Source organism: Streptomyces sp. NBRC 110611 (genome assembly GCF_001590865.1).
Classification (GTDB): Bacteria; Actinomycetota; Actinomycetes; order Streptomycetales; family Streptomycetaceae; genus Streptomyces.
In genome coordinates this window covers 423,815-441,902 of the sequence record NZ_BBUY01000001.1, presented here as the reverse complement: position 1 = coordinate 441,902, position 18,088 = coordinate 423,815, and the positions used below count along the sequence as shown (strand labels likewise).

Below are 18,088 nucleotides of genomic sequence, written 5' to 3'. Positions count from 1 at the left end.
GACGACTGAGCCCTGGTGGCGTGCGGCTCACCCTCCGCACGCCACCAGGCGCGCCTAGCCGCCACCGCTTCCCCGCATCACACCTCACGCCCCTTTCCGACGGCGAAAACCTTCCATTCCATGAGAATTCAGGCAAGAAACGTGCTCAGCAGACGTCCACGCGTAGCGTGGGTGACAGGACTCCTCACCACTGCGATTGCCGCCGGCGCGGTGACCGCAGTACCAGCGAACGCCGTGGCCGGTGAAACCGTCGAGAACGGCACGTACGCGTTTGCCGCGAAGCTCGACATCGGGGAGGGCGCGCGCAGTTGCTCAGGCGCGCTGGTCGACCAGCAGTGGGTTCTCACCGCCTCCAGTTGCTTCGCCGAGAACCCCGCCAAGGGCTTCAAGATCACCGCCGGTGCGCCGAAGTGGAAGACCACAGCCACCGTCGGCCGCACCGACCTCACGAAGCCGACCGGCGCCGTCACCGACGTCGTCGAGCTGGTCCCCTACAAGGAAGGGTGGCAACGTGACCTGGTGATGGCGAAGCTCGCCAAGCCGGTCACCGGCGTCACCCCCGTGGCCGTCGGAACCGGCGCACTGCGGCAGGGCGAGGAACTGAAGGTCGCGGGCTTCGGCCGTACCAAGTCCGAATGGGTTCCCGACCGCCTGGGCTCCGCGTCGTTCACCGTGGACTCCGTGCGGGACGGCTCGGTCGCCATCAGCCCCAAGAACCCGGCCGACGGCGCTGTCTGCAAGGGCGACACCGGCGGCCCCGCCGTACGGGAGACCGGCGGACGCGTGGAGCTGGTCGCCGTCAACAGCACCTCCTGGCAGGGCGGATGCCTGGGCACCGATCCCTCGGAGACCCGTAGGGGGGCAGTCGACACCCGGGTGGACGACATCGGCCCCTGGGTCCAGCAGGTCCGCTCCCTGCCCAAGCGGTACGTGACGGCCTCCGGCGACTTCAACGGCGACGGCAAGACCGACCTCGCCATGCTCGTCGACTACGGGCGCAACCAGGCCGGGCACAACCAGGCCGCCCTGTGGGTCTACACCGCCGACGGCAAGGGCGGCTTCAACGAGCCGCGCACCGTGTGGGAGACCCGCGCCCAGGACAGCTGGAACTGGGAAGCCAGCAAGCTCACCGCCGGCGACTTCAACGGCGACGGCAAGACCGACCTCGCCGTCCTCTACAACTACGGCCAGACGTCCGACGGCCGCAACGAGACCGGCCTCTGGACCTTCACCAGCAAGGGCAGCGCCGGCTTCGAAGCTCCCCGCAGGGTGTGGCAGAGCGGTTCCGGCAGCTGGAACTGGGACGCCAGCAAGATCGTCGCCGGCGACTTCAACGGCGACGGCAAGACCGACCTCGCCGTCCTCTACAACTACGGCCAGACGTCCGACGGCCGCAACGAGACCGGCCTCATCACTTTCACCGCCAACGACTCCAACGGCTTCAACGACCCCCGCAGGGTCTGGGAGAGCGGCAAGGGCAGCTGGAACTGGAACACCAGCAAACTCGCCGCCGGCGACTTCAACGGCGACGGCAAGACCGACCTCGCCGTCCTCTACGGCTACGGCAAGACCGCCGACGGCCGCAACGAGAGCGCCCTGTGGTTCACCGCCAACAACTCCAACGGCTTCAACGAGCCGCGCAAGGTCTGGGACAGCGGCAAGGACAGCTGGAACTGGGAAGCCAGCAAGATCGTCGCCGGCGACTTCAACGGCGACGGCAAGACCGACCTCGCCGTCCTCTACCGCTACGGCCTGACCTCCGACGGCCGTAACCAAACCGGCCTCTGGGTCTTCGACGGCAGCAAGAACGGCTTCGACGCTCCGCACCAGGTGTGGGACAGCGGCAAGGACAGCTGGAACTGGGACGCCAGCGAACTGGCCGCCGGTGACTTCAACGGTGACGGCAAGGCCGACATCAGCATCACCTACAACTACGGGCAGGGCACGGACGGCCGCGTCCAGGCCGGTCTGTGGACCTTCACCGGCAACGGCACCGGCTTCAACGCCCCGCGCCGGGTCTGGGACAACAACCTGCAGCGGTGACAGCCATGAGCCGTCATCCGGACTCAAGGCAGTAGAGCACTCAGTTGGGGTCGGCGCCTTCGGGCGCCGACCCCTCACTCGAAGCTGCTCGCGCTCCTTTCCAGTGGCGACACCTTCTATGAATCAGGGAGAGAAACATGCTCAACAGGAGTCCGCGCACAGCGTGGGTGACAGGACTTCTCAGCACTGCGATTGCTGCCGGCCTGGTGACCGCAGCACCGGCGAACGCCGTGGCCGGTGAAACCGTCGAGAACGATACGTACGCGTTCGCAGCGAAGCTCGATATCGGTGCCGGCAAGCGGAGTTGCTCAGGTGCCCTGGTGGGCAAGCAGTGGGTACTCACTGCTGCCAGTTGCTTCGCGGAAGACCCCAACAAGGGCTTCCAGGTCTCCGAAGGCGCGCCGAAGTGGAAGACGACCGCCACCGTCGGTCGTACCGACCTCACGAAGACGACCGGCGCCGTCACCGACGTCGTCGAGCTGGTCCCGTACAAGGGGCGCGATCTGGTGATGGCGAAACTTGCCAAGCCGGTCACCGGCGTCACCCCCGTGGCCATCGGGACCGCAGTGCCCGCTCCGAGCCAGGAACTGAAGGTCGCGGGCTTCGGCCGTACCAAGACCGAGTGGGTTCCCGACCACCTGGGCACCGCCTCGTTCACCGTGGACTCCGTGCAGGACGGCTCGATCTCCATCAGCCCCAAAAACCCAGCCGACGGCGCTGTCTGCAAGGGCGACACCGGCGGCCCCGCCCTGCGAGAGACCGGCGGACGCGTGGAACTGATCGGCATCAACAGCACCTCCTGGCAAGGCGGATGCCTGGGCACCGACCCCTCGGAGACCCGTAAGGGCGCGGTCGACACCCGGGTGGACGACATAGCCGGCTGGATCCGCGGGTGCGTGGACACCAAATCCGACAAGCCCGCGACGCACCTCGGTGACTATCGCGTTGATATCAATGGGGACGGCAAAGCCGACTACCTCATCGTCGACGACAACGGCGCCGTACACGCCTTCCTCAACAACGGCGGCGACAACCACGGCGGCTGGACCAACTACGGCCAAATCGCCACCGGCGCCGCACCCCGCGAAAAGATCCGCATCTAACACGACTACGGGCAGGGCGCAGACGGTCACGTCCACACCGGTCTGTGGACGTTCGCCGGCAACGGCACCGGCTTCCGCGCCCCGCGCCCGGCCTGGGGCAACAACCTGTAGCGATGACAGCTATGAGTCATCGTCGGACTCAAGGCAGTAGGACACTCGGCTGGGGTCGGCGCCTTCGGCGCTGCCCCCTCACGCGACGCTGCCGACCGTTCAGGAAGGGATGTAGCAGCGCTGGGACTGCGCTGACGGGGGCCGCCTCGCCAAGCGGCTCTCCGGCCCGTTTCCGGTGCTTCGTCAAGCCCACGGCTAGGGGATTGTTCAATCACAAGGCGACTTGTCCGAGTTCTCCTGCAAGTCACTGCAACACTCCCAATTTTCAGCCTGTCATCCCACATGTACTGTTTATGGACGGCCGGAGGTGCTGAGGATGTGTAGACCGCACAGGCCTCCTCCGGCCATCACTTCGATGACTCATGGGGAACTTCATGTCTCGCAAGAATGCGCGCGCCGCTTGGACGGCAAGACTTCTAGCGACGGGTATTGCCGTCGCCGCGCTGGCGACCGCGGCCCCCGCACAGGCCGCAGAGACAGAACAGGCCGCGGGCTTGCAGGGTGACGAAAGCGTCGCGGCTGTCAGCGACTATGACGGCGACGGGATTGCGGACCTGTTCACCACGAGCATGTCCGACCCCAACGCCATGGTCTCCCCCAAGAACCTGTCAGTGCGGAAGGGGCACAAGGACGGCTCGTTCGGCAGCCCTGCTCTCCTTGTCCGCAACTGGGATTTCAACTGGGCGGCCAGCGCCGACTTCAACGGTGACGGCAAGGCCGATCTCATCGCCCGTGACAGCAACGCTGACCTGTACCTTCTGGCCGGGAACAAGGACGGGGGCTTCGACGCCAAGCGTCTGGTCGCCGGCGGCTGGGACTATACCGATGTCGTGACCGGTGACTTCAACGGCGACGGCAAGGCCGATCTCGTCGCCATGAACAGCTCGAAGGACGGCATATACCTCTGGACGGGCAGGGGAGACGGCACCTTCGACCAGTCCAAGAAGGCGGCTGAGGGCGGAGGCTTCACCGAGATCGCAGCCGCCGACTTCAACGGCGACGGCATCACCGACCTTGTCGCGCACGACCTGCACGGCGGCGACACGCTCTTCCTCCTGGCCGGCGCCAAGAGCGGCGTCTTTGATGCTCCGAAGCAGGTGCTGAACGACTTCGTCCACCAGGAAATCGTCGCGGGTGACTTCGACGGCGACGGCAAGGCCGACATCCTGGCCGAGCGGTACTTCCGCTCCGGCCCCGCGCTGCTGTGGAAGGGCAACGGGGACGGTACGTTCCACGAGCCCACCGGAGTGAGCTTCAGCTCGTAACGCACTGTTACAGCGGGCATCGGCACGACGCACCGTTGCCCGCTGCCCGCTGCCCGCTGCCCGCTGCCCGCTGCCCGCTGCCCGCTGCCCGCTGCCCGCTGCCCGCTGCCCAATTTTCGCCGGTGTCCACTTTGACCCTGGCCAGGGCGGCGCGAGGCGCCGGTATGCGCTGCGCCACGCCCGCGAGCCATCAGCTGCGGGTCAGGCCGCTGAGAGATTGCCACAATGAGAGCATTCTCGACATAAGGCTCCTTATGCGAATTTCCGCCATTCCAGGCAATGCCCGCCAGTAGGCCCCTCGGCTCCGTTTACCCTGTTTAGGTGCACTTTACGATCAGGCCCCCGCGCTCCCGGGCGAACGCTGGGAGCAATCGGCGACCGCAGGACATCACCCCGGAGGTGAACACACCCCGGCCCATGCGTCCGCATGTGCTCGGCGACCGTCCGTCCGCCCGCGCAGGCCTCAGCCGCCCGCTCACCGGCCCGGGCACCGGCCGCCGTCGACACCTCGACCTCGCCCCGACCGTTCCCGGCCACGCGGAGCACGCCAGCTGGCCGCCGTCGCCCTGACGCCCGCCGGCACGATCAGCACGACGCGTCAGTCCGACCAGGGGAGGCCAGGCTTCCGCTGACTCCAGGAGTTTTGAATAAATGCTCGAGCACACGAGGGCGGCGCTGCCCCTGAACGAAAAGCAGCGGGTAATTCCCTCTGCGCATGAGGGCCGCAGAACGGGACGAATAGCCGCGCTCGACGCACTGCGGCTGCTGGCCGCACTGTTCGTAGTCGTATACCACTACATGGCGCTCGGCGGTGGCTGGCCGGCAGATGGGAAAGCGATGTTCCCCCGCGCCTTCCCGTTCGCGGCGTACGGCTGGCTGGGGGTGCAGCTCTTTTTCCTCATCAGCGGGTTCGTCATCTGCATGAGCTGCTGGGACAAGCCACTCCGCTCCTTCTTCATCTCACGAGTGGTGCGACTTTATCCCGCGTATTGGTTCGCGGTGATCGCCACCACGGTGACCGTCCTCCTGGTGCCCGGAGGGGAGAAGCATCTCCCGTGGGCCGATGTGCTCACCAACCTCACCATGCTCCAGGAACCACTGGGCGTTCCGAATGTCGACGAAGTTTACTGGACGCTGTTCTCGGAGCTGCGCTTCTACCTGCTCTTCGCCCTGGTCGCATGGTGGGGGCTCACTTACCGCCGCCTGATCGTGTTCTGCTGCGTATGGGCCACCACCAGCGCCCTGCTCGCCGGATACGAGGACGGGCCGCTCAGGTTGCTCGTCATGCCACACGACAGCTGGTACTTCATCGCAGGCGTTGCCTTCTACCTCATGTACCGGTTCGGCCCGAACCTGCTGCTCACCGGCATTGTGCTGACATGTTTCGCCGCGTGCCTGCCCTTCGCACATGTGACCTGGTACAACACCCGGAAGTACATGGGCCACATCGTTCCGTTCTGGCCGGTCGTACTGATCATCGGTCTTTGTTTCGCCGTCATGGCGCTCCTCGCGGCAGGGAAACTCTCCTGGATCACGTGGCGCTGGCTGCCGACCGCCGGCGCTCTGACCTATCCGCTCTACCTCCTGCACGAGAACATCGGCCGCGAGATCTTCAGCGCTCTGAGTCGGTACGTCCCCGCGCATGCACTACTGGTCCTGACGATCGGGGTGATGCTTCTCGCGTCGTGGTTGGTGCACCGTCTCGTGGAACGGCCAGTCGGGAAATTGTTGAAGGATGGCCTCGGCAAGGCATTCTCGAAGGCCCACTGAGCCAACCCGCGCAGTCGACACAGTCGACGAAGAATAATTCAAACCCTCGACATCGATTTAAAATAGCCGGAAGGATCGTTCTCGTGATGCGTCTGCTCAAGCGCTTCGTTCAAAAGGGCGGAACCGTAAACCAAGCGCCGCATATGCAGATCTGTGCGCACACGGATGACGACCTGTACTTCATGACGCCGGATCTGGCGCAGGCCGTACGCGCAGGCGTGCCGGTGGTGAGTGTGTACCTGACCACGGGAGAGGCCGACGGCATCAATCTCTCGTTCAGCGATCCGGCTCGTGAGACCGCGGAGCCGGACTACCCCGGCTACACCGCGGCCCGGCAGCACGGTATCCGCGCCGCCTACGCGGCGATGTGCACCGGCAGCCGCCGGGCCGACTGGAAGCGTGGCACCCTGCGGGTCCGCGAAGGCGTCACCGCCGAGATCAACACCCTGGACGACGGCCGGGTCACCCTGATCTTCCTCAACCTGCGCACCTGCGTGGCCATGCCCGACGACAAGATCCTTCACCTCTGGAACCGGCGGATCGAGGAACTGGGAACACTGCGTCCCACGGGCAGCCCCATCCCCGCCAGGAGCGATGGCAAAGCCCTCACACGTGAGGGAGTGGTCGGCACGCTCATCGACCTGTTGGAGAAGTACGCGCCCGCTGTCGTGCGCGTGATGAACCCCGACCCGGAGCGCACGCGGTACGACGCCGCGTCCGGCTCCATCTCCTACTGCGACAACACCGACCACACCGCGGCCGCGTTCTTCGCCCTGGCCGCGCTGCGCGAGTACGAGCGGACGCACGAGCAGTACGAGCAGACGGATCCGGCACGCCGCCTGCCCGCCGTGGAGAGCTACCAGGGGTACTGCAACAAGCTGCGCCCCGACAATCTCAGCGCGCAGGCCGCCGCGGAGAAGTTCCACTACCTCGCCGTCTACGGCGGTGAGGACGGCCACGAGTGCCAGAAGGCGCCCGGAGAGTGCGGCGACCGGCCGCTGGGCAACCGCGCCTACAACCGCTACTACGGGCAGAGCACCACCTACCGCTGGCAGCCGAGCACGAGCTGGCTGCAGCCCCTCGCCGACGGCCGGCTGACCGCCTTCGCCGTCCTCGGCGGACGGCCCATGGCCTGGACGCAGGAGCAGCCCGGCTCCGAGACGTGGTCGGGGCCGCGGCCCCTGGGCCAGTGGTCGGGAGACGAGGACAGCCGCTGCCTTCCCCGCCTGGACGCCGTGCGCGATCAGGCGGGCCGGATTCACGTCCTGGCCATGCGTTCCCGGGTCGGATCCGGGCCCGAGGAACAGCAGCGCGACATCATGCACCTGGCGCAGGAGGGCGGCGACGGCGACAGCGGGAACGGGAACAGGAACGGGTTCGGGCAGTGGGCCGATGTCGGCAACCCGTACGGAACCGCACCGGGCGGGGCCGCCAAGCGTCGTGGGCTGGGCATGCCGGTGGCGGCCGTGACGGGTTCCGGCCGGATCACGTTCATGCTGCGCAACTTCGGCGGCGGGCTGAGCGCCCGGACGACGACTGCGGACGATGCGGACGGCGGTTGGGGCCCGTGGGAGGACCTGCACGGCGGGCTGCTGGAGGGCGCCGCGGCGGTCACACTGCGGCGCGGCACGGTCGAGGTGTACGCGACCAACAACAACGGGATGATGCGCTGGTACCAGAGCACTCCGGACGGCGCGTTCGAGCGTGATTACGGGACGCTGCTGGCCCGGCCTTCCGGGCCGGTGACGCTTGTGGAGCAGGCGGACGGCGGGCTGCTGATGTTCTCGCGGCAGCCCGGCACGGGCTGGATCCTGGCCAACCGGCAGCGGGGGGCCGACGGAACCTGGAACCCGCAGCCCGAGATCGTCGACAGCAACCCCGGCTACGGCCCGCTCGCCCACGCGGTGCTTCCCGGCGGCGACCTGGCCCTGGTGCAGCGCACCGACAACGGCGATCTGGCGATCAGCCGCCAGCCCCTGGACGGCCGCCCGACGAGCTCCGAGTGGACTCCGCTGGGTGGTGGCCCCTTCGCCCATGCCCCGTCCGTGGCCGTGGACGCCGAGGGACGGCTCGTCATCGCCACCCTTGGGGCGGGAGCGCGGCTGCACACGCTCACGCTGGATGTGTCGGCGGAGATCACGGCGCCGGAGCCGGACGACTGGCGCGTGCACTGAGCAGTAGTTGTGCCATGAGGGGGTGAGGAAGCCCTGCGCCGCGTCGATCATCCTGTACGCGACGCGCAAGGCGGTCGCCGAGCGCCGCCTGCTGGATCTGGAGAAGGCCGTGTAGGTTCCTTCCCATGGACCGGCCCCCATAAGGCCGGCCCCCCTAGGCCGAAGGGGCCGCCCCGTCACCTGCCGTGACGGGGCGGCCCCTTCGTCGTACCCGATGCACCGCGAGGTCCGTGCGACCCAACGGACAGGCCTTACAGCACCCGGCCCTACAGCACCCGATCGGCTCGGGGCAGGGAACGGACGGCGTACGCCACCACCCAGCACAGCGGCAGAGCCAGGGCGGCGACGAGGGTGAACTTGACGGCGGCCGGGGCGTCCAGCCGGCGGAAGGCGAAGCTGACACCGACAAGGACCGCAGGGTGGATGAGGTAGACGGCGAAGGCGTGCCGGGAAAGGAACGCAGCAGTGCGGCCCTGGCGGTTGAGGTGCTCGCGGAAGAAGACGGTCAGGCCGATGACCATGCTGACGGCGAACGTGGACTCCCAGGCGGCCGCAGCCAGCGACTGCCAGGTGCCGTGTCCGAGGGAGGCGCCGTCAGGTGAGGTCGCGGTCGCCACGAGGTGGACGAGGGTCGCTCCAGCGGCGACGGCGAAGCCGGTCCGGCCGGCGGCGCGGGACAGCGTCTGCGGCCAGCCGCGGCGGAAGGCGAGCACGCCGATGACGAAGAAACTCGCGTACTGCGGGAGGAAGTTGGGAGTCGGCAGACCGAGGAAGGGGACGTATGTGCCGGTCGGCACGAGGAAGCGCCAAAGGTACGTGGCGAGGGCAAGAGCGGCGGTGAAGATGATGACGGCGCCCGGCCGCAGGGGCCTGGGGTCCGACGACCACCGCGGGCCACGCCCGCCCTGAGGGCCGGCCACGCGCCCGGCCTCCGCCGCGTGCGCGCGACGTTCCGTACGGGGCTCCGCACGGCGACGGACCAGGACGTACGCCGCCGCGAACACCAGCAGCACCTCGACGAACCACATCGGCCCGGCGTCCCAGCTCAGGAGGTAGAAGGCCCAGTAGGGCACCTCATCCCGCAGCCCCTCGAACACATGCAAGGTCACCAGGGGGCGGATCAGCAGGAGGAAGACGAGCAGCGGAATACCGAGGCGCTTGAGCCGGTCGCGGTAGTAGAAGCGCGCGCCCTTGCGGGCGTAGGAGGGTGGAGTGAAGTACCCCGCAATCATGAAGAAGAACCCCATGAAGAACGCCTGGTTGAACATCACGAAGAGGTCCAGGGCTGCACCGGAGCCGTCCTTGGCCGGTTCGGTGTAGTACCAGGCCGGTATGTTGCCGTAGGTGACGCCGACGTGATGCAGCACCACGAGTGCCGTCAACGCGATGCGCAGGTTGTCCACGTACTGCAACCGCGGGCGCTGCGGGCCGGTGTCGGGCAGACCGTCGGGCGGCGCCGTCTCGCCCCCCGGGGCCATGCGCCTCAAGTCGTCTGCCGTCATGGTCAGTTCCCCCGTTCATCTGGGCGGCCGTATGCGACATGCAACATGCGACATTTGGCATTTGGCATTTGGCATGCGTCGACATGTGACATGCGACAGCGGCCGCGAAGAAACAATCAGTTGTCTCTTGTCTGGTGATCCTCGGCCGACCGGTCCTCGCCGCGGGTGGCGCGCTCGAAGAGGTCGGCGAGTTCGCGGGCGTGCGCGGCCAGGTCATGCTCGGGATAGGTGCTCCAGTACGCGAACATCGCGTCGATCCCGGACTGGAGACTGACGGCCATCACGCGGGCGTCGAACGGCCGGAAGTCACCGCACTCCTGGCCCCTGCGGAAGTTCTCCTCCAGTGCGGCGTAGATCGGTTCGCTGCTGACCACGCCGTAACGCAGGTCACCGTCCCCCTTCCGGAAGTTGCTGAAGATCTCCCCGAGCGCAGCGAGCTGAGTGCGGTGATCCGCCATGTACGCGGCAACGGACTGGATGTAGACGCGCAGCCATCCGCCCCCGCCCACCTGCTGGACCTCCTCCATCCGGGGCCCCACAAAAGCGCCGATGCGCTCGTAGATCTGCTCGACGACCACCTCGATCAGCTCATTCTTGCCTGCGAAGTGATACGAGATCACCCCTTTGCTGATCCCGGCCCGCTCGGCGATGCGCGCCAGCGAGGCCCTCGCGAACCCCCATGCCGCGAGAGTCTCGACGGCAGCATCGACGATCTGGGCACGTCGCGCCTTCTCGATGAACGAGCGCTCCGACTGCTGCTGTGCCACGTTCCGTACAACCTCTCCCGGGTCCGGACAGGCGAATTCCTGGCCAGCCGGACCATTTTTTGACCGATCGGCCAAAATTTAAGGCAGGCGGACAGACCCAGTCCAGCGAGGGGGCACAGAACAAGACACGGCTGGGTCCGGCTCTCTCCGGGGGGAGAGAGCCGGGCCCTCGTGGAAGTTCACAGTGAGAGGCCCCGTGAACGCGGGGACCTCGTCGTATGGGCAGGCGAGCGGGCGGCGGGGCACCCTGCCCGGAGGCCTCGGGCGCCCCGGCTCCGCGTCAGCCGATGCGCTCCAGGACCACCGGGCGGGGGGTGAAGGCCGTGCCGTGCGGGGCGATGGCGATGCCGTCGTCGAGGGCCTCGACCGCGTACGGGATCTTCTCGGGGGTGTCGGTGTGGAGGGTGAGGAGGGGCTGGCCGGCGGTGACCGGGTCGCCGGGCTTGGCGTGGAGTTCGATGCCGGCGGCGGCCTGGACCGGGTCCTCCTTGCGGGCGCGGCCCGCGCCGAGGCGCCAGGCGGAGAGGCCGATGGCGTAGGCGTCCAGGGTGGTGAGGATGCCGGTCTGGCCGGCGGTGATCACGTGCTGTTCGCGGGACACCGGGAGAGGGGCGTCCGGGTCGCCGCCCTGGGCGGTGATCATGCGGCGCCAGTGGTCCATGGCGGAGCCGTCGGCGAGGGCCTTGGCGGGGTCGGCGTCGGGCAGGCCGGCGGCGTCGAGCATCTCGTGGGCCAGGGCGAGGGTCAGGTCGACGACGTCCCGGGGGCCGCCGCCGGCAAGGACCTCGACGGATTCGCGGACCTCCAGGGCATTGCCGGCGGTCAGGCCGAGGGGGGTGGACATGTCGGTGAGCAGGGCGCGGGTGGTCACGCCGTGGTCGGTGCCCAGCTCGACCATGGTGGCGGCGAGTTCGCGGGCGTCGTCGAGGTTCTTCATGAAGGCGCCGGTGCCGACCTTGACGTCCAGGACGAGGGAGCCGGTGCCCTCGGCGATCTTCTTGGACATGATGGACGAGGCGATGAGGGGAATGGATTCGACCGTCCCCGTGACGTCGCGGAGCGCGTAGAGCTTCTTGTCGGCGGGGGCGAGGCCGTCGCCGGCGGCGCAGATCACGGAGCCGACGGAGTCGAGGACGTCCAGCATCTCGTCATTCGACAGCAGGGCGCGCCAGCCGGGGATGGATTCGAGCTTGTCGAGGGTGCCGCCGGTGTGGCCGAGGCCGCGGCCGGAGAGCTGGGGTACGGCGGCGCCGCAGGCGGCGACGAGGGGGGCCAGGGGGAGGGTGATCTTGTCGCCCACGCCGCCGGTGGAGTGCTTGTCGGCGGTGGGGCGGGTGAGGGAGGAGAAGTCCATGCGCTCGCCGGAGGCGATCATGGCGGCGGTCCAGCGGGCGATCTCCTTGCGGTTCATACCGTTGAGGAAGATCGCCATCGCCAGGGACGACATCTGTTCGTGGGCGACCTCGCCGCGGGTGTACGCGTCGATGACCCAGTCGATCTGCTCGGGGGTCAGCTCGCCGCGGTCGCGCTTGGTACGGATGACGGAGATGGCGTCCATGGACATCGGACATTCCTTTCGAACGGGTAGGTCCGTTCTACACGCATAGACACCTGGGTGCCAGACAGTGCCAGGCACGGGCTCGGGGGGGGCGGGACACACCGCCCCCAGGGCGGCGGCCGTTCGCCTGGGTCGGCCGTGGTGGTTCGCCGCCGCCGACTGCGCTGGCGAGCACAGACACTGCCCCAAGTCCCGGCTGAGGCCCGTGGCCTCAACGGCGGCGGCCGTCTCTGGACCGAGTAACCGGCGCCGGACACGCCAGCGGCCCGCCGCCTGGAGGAGTGCGGGCCGCCGATGTGCTGCCGGGGAAGCGCACGGGCGGGCGCCTCGGGGCATGCTCAGTCGTGCTCGGGTGCCGGATCGCCGACGATAAAGCCCCGAAGCGGCGGGCCTTCCTCACTTCCGATTGTGGCCTCAGCGGTCCTCATGGTCGCGACGAGGTCCGCGTAGTCCGGGTGGATCCACTCCACGGTTCTCCCTTCGCCAGTGCTTGGCAGGCTAGCCCTTTGGCTTGGGGATAGGCACGATCGGGCCGCGATCGTCCGAGTGCTGGCAGGAAGCCGCAACCGAGATCAGCGCATCGTCGGGCTGGCCCCACAGGTCCACATCGACGGAGTAACCGGCCTCCTCGATCAGTGCAGTGGTGCGAATGATCGTGGTGGGGTTGAATCGAGTCGGGTCCGGTTCTTCCGGGCGGTGGTGGATGAAGGCCCCAAGGCGGTCACACAAAGCGGCGTAGATTTCGGTGTTGAGGATGAGCGCGTGCCAGCCTTCGTCTACGGCGCGAGACGGCACGAGCCTGGCTTTCGGGAACTGCGCGCACGTGGCGACGAAGGCCAGCGCGTCCCACAGGATCCCGTCCGCGGTGTCGTCGTGCATACCGGGGTTGTTTGTCTTGATTGTTGTCCGCACCGCCTCGAACTCGACAGTGCTCAGTAAGGATCGTGCAGACTTGCCCATGGTGCTCCAATCGGTGAGGGATACCTCGCTGCGGAGGCCGGACCGTCCCGGCCGTGTTGTCCGACCAGGGATTCCGGCCGGGACGGGGATCTGTAGCGCGTCTTAAGGGCGGTTGAGCGTCCTGTGGCGCTCGACGCACACGCGACACGGAATCGGACACGACAGCAGCTTGGCCTCCTTGGGGATCGACACCACGCCAGAACTCGCGTCCAGCCGCCCGGCATACTGCGACCACCAGCCCTCTCGGTGGTTGGTACCCCTTCACTGGTAGCTCCCGGTGCAGGGGCGTTCACTGTGCCGCCCCGCCGTGTCCATGCCCGTGGTTCCGGATCTCCCTGGCAGCAGCGCATGCGGCGGCCCAGTCATTCCGGGCACGCGCCTCGGTGCGCTGAACAGACAGTGCGGCGCACACCTTGCAGCCAGGAGCGGGGGTTCCTTCCAGGAGCCAGGCATCCACGGCGCCCGGAAGGACCACAGGACGCGTGCTGTATTTGGTGGGTTCGCTCACGGTGTTCGCCGTCCTCTCGCGTTGGACTATTGGCGAACACGCTAGGAACGGTGCTCTCTCGCTGTCTGTGGCACTTCGGATACCTATCCGGAGGAAGTGCCACAGTCGCTACAGCGGCAGGCCCACCACGTCGGCCATTGCCCGCATCTCCGCTGTCAACGTCCGCCGCCTGTCGATCAACCGACGGAGAATGTCGCGGGCGTAGCGCTGATTCGGTAGCCACTCCCGGCTATCAGCATGGATCTGTTCCAGCTTCCCGAATGCATCGGCATAGTTGCCGGTCTTGACGTACGCGTCAGCCACGTCCAGCAAGTGACGATTGCGGTTGTTACTGGTCGGCTTGAGGCTGGAGAACGGGATTCGCCCGGCGAGACGGAGGACCATGTCGGGCCGGTCGATCACGCCGGCGTTCTCCGCAGCCTTGAGCTTGACTGTCGTCGGCCCGAAGGTGCGCAGGAAGTCACCATCCGGGGTGTGCTCCCTCCCCAGTGCAACGGCTGCCGCCGAGGCAAGCTTCAGGGCGTCTTCAGCCTCTCCGGGCTGTGAGTTCCGGACGGCAGCAGCGGATGCTCGCAGCAACAACCACCCCCACGTCGCCAGCTCAGCGGGGGTCGCGCGGGACATACGCGGCTCTGTCTCGTCCGCCCACTTAACGGCCAGGTCGTATGCCTTGCTCAACTCACCCTGGCGCAGCCGTAGCCAGCACAAAGTGTTGGCCGTGGCCGCACCTTCCATCCGGTCAGCCGCATCGTCGAGGGCGCGTTCCAGGGCCGTCTCGGCGGCCGTGAACTGCCGGGTCTGGACCATAAGCCACCCTGCAAGCTGCAAGAGCCTTACGCGGACGCTCCGCCCCTCGGACCCCAGCGCGTCGGCGTCCCGGAGCAAAGCCGGGAGCATCACGGATAGCGCTGCGAAATGATCACCTGAGAACAACGGCTCTGTTTCGCGCAGTGCCGCACGTACGCCACTGGCGGTCGGGGGCTCGTCGTCCATCCCCAGAGCTATCGGGGAATGTTCCAGGGCCTCACGAACGGCCCTCCAGCGGTCCACCGTGTCAGCGCTGGCGTCCTCTTCGTTCGGCTCCCCAGCGAGCCGCATGGTGGGCACCCTCAGCGCCTGGGCGAGCTTACGCAACGTTTCCAGTCGCGCCGTCTCTCGTTCGCCCTGTTCAAGCTTGCGAATGGCCGAGATCGACACGCCTGACGCCTTCGCCAACTCAGTCTGAGTCAGCCCTCGGCGCTTGCGGACTTCCTTAACCCTCTGCCCCGCAGCAGTGCTCATACAGCGAGCGTACGCCCAGGTATCCCATCTCCCGAAGCGTCGGAAGCCCCAACAGCGGTGGGTGGCGGGGGTGGGTGGCGGGGGTGGGTGGCGGCTCCACCCGGTCCGTCAGCCCGTCATCAGGTGCGCGGGCTCACCTCAGCCCATCAGGTGCGTAAGCCCACCCCTCAGCCCGTCAGATGTCCCGGCCCGAATGCGTCCGGCAGCAGTTCCGACAGAGGGCGGATGCCGGACTGGGTGTCCACCAAGAGGTCCGGGCCGCCGTGTTCGTGGAGGAGTTGGCGGCAGCGGCCGCAGGGGACGAGGAGTTCGCCCGTGCCGTCGACGCAGGTGAAGGCGGTGAGGCGGCCGCCGCCGCCGGCGAACAATGCCGACACCAGGCCGCATTCGGCGCAGAGGCCGAGGCCGTAGGAGGCGTTCTCGACGTTGCAGCCGGTGACGGTGCGGCCGTCGTCCACGAGGGCGGCGGCGCCGACGGGGTAGCCGGAGTACGGGGCGTAGGCCCGGGACATCGCGTCCCGGGCCTGCGCGCGCAGGGCCGTCCAGTCGACCGGAACCGGTGGTGGTGTGGAGTGCACCGGTGGTGTCATGTGCCCTGTCCTCGGCGGTAAGTCGTCATGTTCCCTGTCCTCGGCGGTAGGGCCGGCCGTTCGCCTTCGGTGGCCGGAGCCGTTGCGAGAAGAGGGCGAGGACCAGCAGGGTCGCGATATACGGGCTGGCCTCGACCAGTTCGAGGGGGACGGTGTCGGCCAGGAAGTACCAGAGTAGGAGGGCGGCCGCGGCGGTCGCCGACAGGGCTGCCTGGGTGCGCTTGGCGGCGCGCAGGCGGAGCAGGGCGATGACGGCCAGCAGGGCCGCCAGGCCGAGGAGCAGGGCGTGGACGGTCGGGCCGCCGCTGCGGAGCTGCATGGCGTCCATGAAGCCGAAGAGGCCGGCGCCCATCGCGACGCCGCCGGGGCGCCAGTTGCCGAAGATCATGGTGGCCAGGCCGATGTAGCCGCGGCCGCCGGTCTGGCCGTCCTGGTAGAAGTGCACGCCGATGGAGAGGAAGGCGCCGCCGAGGCCGGCGAGGGCTCCGGAGATCACAACCGCCGCGTACTTGTACGAGTAGACGTTGACGCCCAGGGACTCGGCGGAGATCGGGGCCTCGCCGCAGGAGCGGAGGCGGAGGCCGAAGGAGGAGCGCCAGAGCACGTAGAAGGTGCCGATGAAGAGGGCCACGGTCAGCAGGGTCAGCCAGGAGACGTTGGTGACCGCGGCGCCGAGGATGCCGGCCAGGTCGGAGATGAGGAACCAGTGGTGGCCGGCAATGGAGTGCAGCCAGTCCGACAGGCCGGGGATCGTGAACGTGGGCATGTCGGGCATGGGCGGGGACTGTTTGTCGTTGCCGCCGGCCTTCATGGCCGCGCTGCCTTCCTGGCCGAACCAGAGGGTGGCCAGGTACTGGGTCGCGCCCAGCGCCAGGATGTTGACCGCGACACCGGAGACGATGTGGTCGACGCCGAAGGTGACGGTGGCCAGGGCGTGGATGAGGCCGCCGAGGGCGCCGCCGATGATGCCGGCGAGGGCGGCGGCCCAGGGGCCGTGCTGCCAGCCGATCCAGCCGGCCGCGAACGAGCCGAGCATCATCATGCCTTCGAGGCCGATGTTGACCACGCCGGCCCGCTCCGACCACAGGCCGCCCAGACCCGCCAGGCCGATCGGCACGGCGGCGCTCAGCGCGGCGCCGAACTGGCCGGTGGAGGTGAGGTCTTCGGCGCCGGTGAGGGCCCGGAGGGCGGCGACCGCGAGCAGGCCGGCGGCGATGATCAGCAGGATCCAGGGGTAGGTGAGCCGGCGTCGGCCGGTCTCTCCGGGGACCACGATCTTGGTCGCGGTCTTGAGGTCCGCACTCACGCCGACACCTCCGGGTTGTCGCGCTTGTCAGAGTTATCGGCGGGATCGGCGTTCTTCGTGCGGGCCAGGGCGGCCAGTTCCTCGCCGACCTTCCGCTGCTGGAGGCGCTGCCCGTAGCGGCGGACGACCTCGTAGGCGATGACCACGCACAGGACGATGACGCCCTGGATGACGCCGACGATCTCCTGGGCGTAGCCCTCGAATTCGAGCCGGCCGCCGGTGCGGTCGAGGAAGGCCCACAGCAGGGCGCCCAGCGCCATGCCGACCGGGTGGTTGCGGCCGAGCAGGGCGATGGCGATTCCGGTGAAGCCGATACCGGCCGGGAAGTCCGTGCCGTAGTTGAAGGATTCGTTGAGGAGGGTGGGCATGCCGACCAGGCCTGCCGCGGCGCCGGACAGGAGCATGGAGATGACGATCATGCGCTTGACGCTGACGCCGCTGGCCTCGGCGGCCGGCTCGGAGGCGCCGACGGCGCGCAGGTCGAAGCCGAAGCGGGTGCGGTTGAGCAGGAACCAGTACAGCGCGCCGGCGAGGACCGCGATCACCACGAAGCCGTAGACCGGCTTGGGGTGGGTGGGGAAAGAGAAGAAGTGGCTGGATTCGGGGAGGAAGGGGGTGTGCAGGAGGTTGCCGTCCTTGATGGCGAGGCGGCCGTCCTGCAGGAAGTAGCCGATGACCGAGGCGGCGATCGCGTTCAGCATGATCGTGGTGATCACTTCGCTGACGCCGCGGGTGGTCTTGAGCAGACCGGCGATACCGGACCAAACGGCGCCGACCAGCATCGCGATGGCGATGAGGAGGATGATCTGGAGCGCGCCGGGCAGGGCGATGGCGCCGCCGACCGCCGCCGCGGCGAAGGCCGCGAGGCGGTACTGGCCGTCGACGCCGATGTTGAAGAGGTTCATCCGGAAGCCGATGGCCACCGCCAGCGCCGAAAGGTAGTACGGCACCGCCTTGTTGATGATCCAGACCTGGCTGTCGCTGTAGTGACCGTAGTCGACCATGATCCAGTACGCCCGGAGCGGGTTCTCACCCGACGCCAGGAAGACCAGGGACGAGATCACGACGGCGGCGGCGACGGCCAGCGCGGGCGCGGCGACCGCCAGGATCACCTTGTTCTTGTCGAGCGCCTTCACCGTGTTGCGGTCGA

General features: G+C 68.0%; 14 protein-coding genes. 6 read left to right on the top strand and 8 right to left on the bottom strand.

Annotation, left to right across the window (positions count from 1 at the left end; all coding sequences use genetic code 11):
* Window positions 1-210: 210 nt before the first annotated feature.
* The 6 genes from AZE13_RS01905 (at window position 211) to AZE13_RS01885 (ending at window position 8,466) form a co-directional block, all read left to right on the top strand.
* Window positions 211-2,043, top strand: a complete 1,833-nt coding sequence (locus tag AZE13_RS01905) for an FG-GAP-like repeat-containing protein (RefSeq protein ID WP_181690224.1) — start codon at window positions 211-213, stop codon at window positions 2,041-2,043.
* A gap of 206 nt (window positions 2,044-2,249) precedes the next feature.
* Window positions 2,250-3,146: a trypsin-like serine protease gene (locus AZE13_RS01900; RefSeq protein WP_066926018.1), complete on the top strand. Its 897-nt coding sequence runs from the start codon at window positions 2,250-2,252 to the stop codon at window positions 3,144-3,146.
* A gap of 485 nt (window positions 3,147-3,631) precedes the next feature.
* On the top strand, window positions 3,632-4,522 hold the full coding sequence (locus tag AZE13_RS01895) for an FG-GAP repeat domain-containing protein (protein ID WP_181690223.1): 891 nt from the start codon (window positions 3,632-3,634) through the stop codon (window positions 4,520-4,522).
* 417 nt (window positions 4,523-4,939) lie between these two features.
* Window positions 4,940-5,092: a hypothetical protein gene (locus AZE13_RS36670; RefSeq protein WP_181690222.1), complete on the top strand. Its 153-nt coding sequence runs from the start codon at window positions 4,940-4,942 to the stop codon at window positions 5,090-5,092.
* Between the two features lie 81 nt (window positions 5,093-5,173).
* A complete protein-coding gene (locus tag AZE13_RS01890) occupies window positions 5,174-6,292 on the top strand; it encodes an acyltransferase family protein (protein WP_079123602.1) in 1,119 nt (372 codons plus the stop codon).
* Window positions 6,293-6,378: 86 nt separating this feature from the next.
* Window positions 6,379-8,466 (top strand): PIG-L family deacetylase, encoded by a 2,088-nt coding sequence (locus tag AZE13_RS01885; protein WP_079123601.1) that lies wholly within the window; start codon window positions 6,379-6,381, stop codon window positions 8,464-8,466.
* A gap of 266 nt (window positions 8,467-8,732) precedes the next feature.
* Here AZE13_RS01885 and AZE13_RS01880 read toward each other — a convergent pair whose 3' ends face one another.
* From AZE13_RS01880 to AZE13_RS01845, 8 genes are all read right to left on the bottom strand, one after another.
* Window positions 8,733-9,968, bottom strand: a complete 1,236-nt coding sequence (locus tag AZE13_RS01880) for an acyltransferase family protein (RefSeq protein ID WP_258527531.1) — start codon at window positions 9,966-9,968, stop codon at window positions 8,733-8,735.
* 116 nt (window positions 9,969-10,084) lie between these two features.
* Window positions 10,085-10,735 (bottom strand): TetR/AcrR family transcriptional regulator, encoded by a 651-nt coding sequence (locus AZE13_RS01875; protein WP_066926005.1) that lies wholly within the window; start codon window positions 10,733-10,735, stop codon window positions 10,085-10,087.
* 280 nt (window positions 10,736-11,015) lie between these two features.
* Entirely contained in the window at window positions 11,016-12,299 is a 1,284-nt protein-coding gene (locus AZE13_RS01870) for a thymidine phosphorylase (RefSeq protein ID WP_066926003.1), read from the bottom strand.
* Between the two features lie 492 nt (window positions 12,300-12,791).
* Window positions 12,792-13,253: a hypothetical protein gene (locus tag AZE13_RS01865; protein ID WP_066926000.1), complete on the bottom strand. Its 462-nt coding sequence runs from the start codon at window positions 13,251-13,253 to the stop codon at window positions 12,792-12,794.
* Window positions 13,254-13,869: 616 nt separating this feature from the next.
* The gene (locus tag AZE13_RS01860; protein ID WP_066925997.1) at window positions 13,870-15,042 is read right to left on the bottom strand and encodes a helix-turn-helix domain-containing protein; all 1,173 of its coding nucleotides are present in this window, start codon (window positions 15,040-15,042) and stop codon (window positions 13,870-13,872) included.
* Window positions 15,043-15,209: 167 nt separating this feature from the next.
* Window positions 15,210-15,632, bottom strand: coding sequence for a cytidine deaminase (locus AZE13_RS01855; RefSeq protein ID WP_066925994.1), 423 nt, complete (start codon window positions 15,630-15,632; stop codon window positions 15,210-15,212).
* A gap of 25 nt (window positions 15,633-15,657) precedes the next feature.
* Window positions 15,658-16,938, bottom strand: a complete 1,281-nt coding sequence (locus AZE13_RS01850) for an ABC transporter permease (RefSeq protein ID WP_066925991.1) — start codon at window positions 16,936-16,938, stop codon at window positions 15,658-15,660.
* The gene (locus AZE13_RS01845; RefSeq protein WP_079123679.1) at window positions 16,935-18,074 is read right to left on the bottom strand and encodes an ABC transporter permease; all 1,140 of its coding nucleotides are present in this window, start codon (window positions 18,072-18,074) and stop codon (window positions 16,935-16,937) included. The genes AZE13_RS01850 and AZE13_RS01845 overlap by 4 nt, the downstream gene beginning before the upstream one ends.
* Window positions 18,075-18,088: the final 14 nt, after the last annotated feature.